We start from the raw sequence: 4,133 nt of genomic DNA on the forward strand, positions 1-4,133 counted from the left end.
AGACTAGTTGCGCTTAAAAGCAGCTAAATTGCAGCGTTTAAGACATAAAAACGCCGATACTGGAAATAGACAATGGCTAGGGCTTCTTTTGCTTTTTTTCTCATTTGGTAAATTTCTCAAATATTTGTTACTAAAGTAGTATTCTGGATTCTAGGTTTAGTATAGGGCCCCAATTATAAGAGCACATTCCCTTGTTGTTCAGTGTGAGTTGACTCACATTCATCGCCTTTAATCAACTGGTATACTTCATCACCAACTTCATGGTGAGGTTCTGCAGTTGGGTGGAAATAATCAAAAAAGAAACAGCTCTCTAGTGTTTCTTTGCTACACCCAGGATTATAGTGAGCGTCAAGTTTTCCTTTGAATACTAGTTTTGAGAGTATTTTTATATTTTCCTTAAGTCCTCCAAGTTGGTCTGCAACATCCGATATACATGCATCTTGATAATTTAAACCTTTGCTCTTGTATTCACTGAGCATGTTTTTCATTTTAGAATTAAGGTCGAATGTTTTTATTTCAAGACCTGCACTTTTCTTCATATTATCCAAGCCATTAGCTAATTTTACATTGAAGCTCTCTGTGAGTTTTGTAGCTAGCTCTTTTGCTTCTTTATTTTTACTGAAAGCTGGTATTAAGCCAATGTCTGGCGCATTTGCAACAACTACGTGCTTGACACCATGCTCGTTTAGAACCTTAAGCGCATTACATATTTCACTAACTGCTTGTTCCATTACTTCTTCCCCTTTAGTATCATCATAAGCGGTAGCAACCATGATGTCGTTTCCGCCAATCATGATGAAAAACAAATCTTCTTTACCTATATCTGGATGATGCTTAATTACCGCATCTAGTTGGTTAGCTAAACGAAATTTGTTGAAGAAATAGGAATAAATGGGATCAGAAATTTCAGATGCTGCTGCATATGAAACTGCATAGTTTTGGCCTTGCTGTTCGTGACATTTACCAAGAAATGAGCAACTCCATCCAGGTTTAAACTCTCCTAAATCTAAATGTTTTGCTACGTATTCAACAGCAACAGGGCCATTGCTGAAAGATCTTCCTTGATAACAAGGTTCATCAAATTTCACGTTTTTTGCAAAGGAGAATGTCTCTAAAATTCCACAAAGTGCACCGTTATCAGATAAACTGTCACCTAGAATATAAAGGTTTTTATACTTAAAATTGTTATTTTTGTTTGCCATGATATTTAGGTTAATGTATGATCGTGTTGTTTAGCATGAGATTTATAAAAAAAAGCAAAGAATAGTGGTTAGGTTACACAATTTTTTTGCAGCTTCTTACTATAAAACTTGCCCTTCATAACTAAAACACCTATGCTCTAAGTTTAAAGTAAGACTAGTGCTGCAGAGAAATTTCTTAATATGGTTGTTAGCATCTCTGTTTTATGCATATCAATACATATTGCGTGTAATTCCAAATGTTATAGTTCCTGAATTGATGGTAAGGCTTAGCATAGGAACAACAGAAATAGGACAATTTTGCGGACTATACTATGTAGGCTATGTGCTAGCGCATATTCCTGTGGGTATTCTTCTGGATAGATTTGGTTCCAAAATTATCATACCTGCTTGTATTATGCTGACATCTTTGGGTGCTTTGCCTTTAGTTAGTTCTAACAATTGGAGTTATTCTATTGTTGGGAGAGTAATTACTGGTATTGGATCTTCTGCTTCAGCACTCGGACTCTTTAAAATAATAAGTATCTACTACCGTAGAGAAAAATTTGCCATGATGTTCAGCATATCGGTTATCATTGGCATTTTAGGTGGTGTATTTGCCACCAAACCATTGTATGTCTTATTTGATAAATTCGGATGGGATTATGTACTGACTGCATGTATAATATTTGGATTATTGCTTGCTTTAACTACCTTTATATCTATACCTAAAGTTGGTACCTCAAGTGAAAAATTAAACATCAAAAATTTGGGCAAAGTTATATTTAACAAAAACATTTTATTGATAGGTTTGTTTGGCGGTTTTATGTTTGGACCGTTAGAAGGCTTTGCAGATGCGTGGTCCGCAACATTCTTGCATGAGATATATAAGATAGATAGAGAAGTTGCGTATAGTATTTCAAAATGGGTACTAATAGGCTTTGGCTTTGGACATCTATTATTTCCTTATATATTAGCAAAGAATCCAACTAAGCACTATGAGATAATAATTTCTTGTGCTATGGCCATGATAATAGTGTTCTCGTTACTTTTTATATTCGATATCAATGCACCTCTGGCATGTGTATTATTCTTTATTATTGGCCTTGCTTCCACGTACCAACTTGCTTTGGTTGCTAAAGTTGTAAGTTGTGTGGAAAATGATGCAGTAGCAAGTGCAGGATCTGTAAGTAATTCTATAGTTATGAGTTTTGGTTATTTTTTTCATGTCGTTATTGCAAATATAATGAATTTTTATTGGAACGGTGAAGTTATCGATGGAAAGCCATTTTATGGAACTGACGTAATGATTAGATCTATGCTAGTAATACCTATATGTTTATTGATAGGGATGGTAGGCTTTTGGTCACTTAAAGTCAGAGCATACTATAAAAGGAGTTGATTTTATTTCTAAGGTATGAAAGGAGAGAAGATATAAATTCCCTTTGTAATATGTAGAGTGTTTCAGTGAAAAAATTATTCTTGTATTAGATTAATCTATACTGTATACTATACATAATGTCTTTGTAGACTAGGGTAGATATGTTCAGAAAAGTTGTGCAGGGTTTCACTAATGCAGCAACAAAGCCAGGTTGTTTGGGACCTTTTCAAAGGAGCTTGCCACAGCAAGAACCAGCTTCACTTAATACATATGAATCTAATGACAGAAATGTTACAGGAGTAAGCTATAGAAAGAATACAACAAAAGTTCAGCAGCCAGAGACTTTTTCTACACAGTATATCGGAGCATCAAAGTTTCTCTTCGGTAAAATTCAAGCAAGTGAAAGTAGCGGAATTGCAAAACCATCTCTAGGAGGGGATGTTCAGTTTAAAAAACTTAGAGATATTGCTAGGTTAAATCCAGCTTTATGTCATAACAAAAGCCAACCTGTGGGTTTTGGCACTAGTCAACAGGCAGTAAAAAATATTCTTGCAGAAGGAGAAAAAAGTGATATTTTAAGTGGGATGTGGGGTTTAATGCAAAACCCTATAAGTTATAGTTTTAGGGAGGGTGAAATGGGTAAAGAAAAAGCACAAGGTGCCAATAAAAATCAACAGCTAGAAACACCTAAAAGCGAAAATGAAGGACTAAAAGACGAAAACCAACAACTGGAAGCACTTAAAAGTACAAATAAAAAGCTGGAAGACGAAAATAAAGAGCTGAAGACGAAACTACAGGAATTTGAAAATGTACAAGCTCAGCTTGCAAATAAGGAGAAAAAAATTAGTGAGCTGAATGGTCAAGTAACTAAACTTATTGAAGAAAAAAATCAACTAGAAGAGAACCTAAATGCTACCAAGCAAAGCTTGAATGAAAAAGATAAGGAACTTAAAAGTAAAGATGAAGAACTGAAAAATGAAACTCAACAACTAGAAACACTTAAAGGTGAAAATGAAAAGCTGAAAGGTAAGATCCAACAACTGGAAGCACTTAAAAGTGAAAATGAAGAGCTGAAGACAAAACTACAGGAATCTGAGGACAGAAATAAAGAGCTGGAGGATAATAAAGACAGCAAACCCTCAGCAATCAATGTTCAAGGAGTAAAAAGTAAGGTAAAATATGCCTCTGCTTCTTTCATATTATCTGGGGTGTGTGCTGTTGGTGCAAGTTTAGCAACACCTTATTTAGCAATATGCGCTACACTTGCTATAGCTGCATCGGTTTTTCTTGCATTAGGGTGTCACTATTTGTACAAAGCAAACACTACACTTAACAATGTTAAAGTTGATCAACCAGATAATCAGCGATTACTTGGAAGTAGTCTGTAGAGTTTTATCTCTAGTAGTAAGTGTTTAAGAAATTTACTAAATAGAAAAAGGCAAAAGAAGCCCTGGTTACTGTCTGTTGTTAGTATTGGCGTTTTTATGCCTTAAACGCTGCAATTTAGCTGCTTTTGAAGGCAACTAGTCTAAGCTATAATATTTAAGAAATTTACCAGACAGAGAAAAAAGACA

3 protein-coding genes are annotated in these 4,133 nt (G+C 34.9%); 2 read left to right on the top strand and 1 reads right to left on the bottom strand.

All coding sequences use genetic code 11. The features are described 5' to 3' along the window. Positions 1–173 precede the first annotated feature (173 nt). On the bottom strand, positions 174–1,202 hold the full coding sequence (locus tag DM84_RS05165) for an SGNH/GDSL hydrolase family protein (protein WP_250778861.1): 1,029 nt from the start codon (positions 1,200–1,202) through the stop codon (positions 174–176). Between the two features lie 157 nt (positions 1,203–1,359). On the opposite strand from DM84_RS05165, the gene DM84_RS05170 reads away from it, so the two are divergent. Together DM84_RS05170 and DM84_RS05175 are read left to right on the top strand one after the other, a co-directional pair. After that, the gene (locus DM84_RS05170) at positions 1,360–2,580 is read left to right on the top strand and encodes an MFS transporter (protein ID WP_458783141.1); all 1,221 of its coding nucleotides are present in this window, start codon (positions 1,360–1,362) and stop codon (positions 2,578–2,580) included. 140 nt (positions 2,581–2,720) lie between these two features. Further along, positions 2,721–3,947, top strand: a complete 1,227-nt coding sequence (locus DM84_RS05175) for a TomO hydrophobic C-terminal domain-containing protein (RefSeq protein WP_250778863.1) — start codon at positions 2,721–2,723, stop codon at positions 3,945–3,947. The last annotated feature ends 186 nt before the right edge of the window (positions 3,948–4,133 follow it).

Source organism: Wolbachia pipientis, assembly GCF_023661085.1.
GTDB lineage: Bacteria > Pseudomonadota > Alphaproteobacteria > Rickettsiales > Anaplasmataceae > Wolbachia.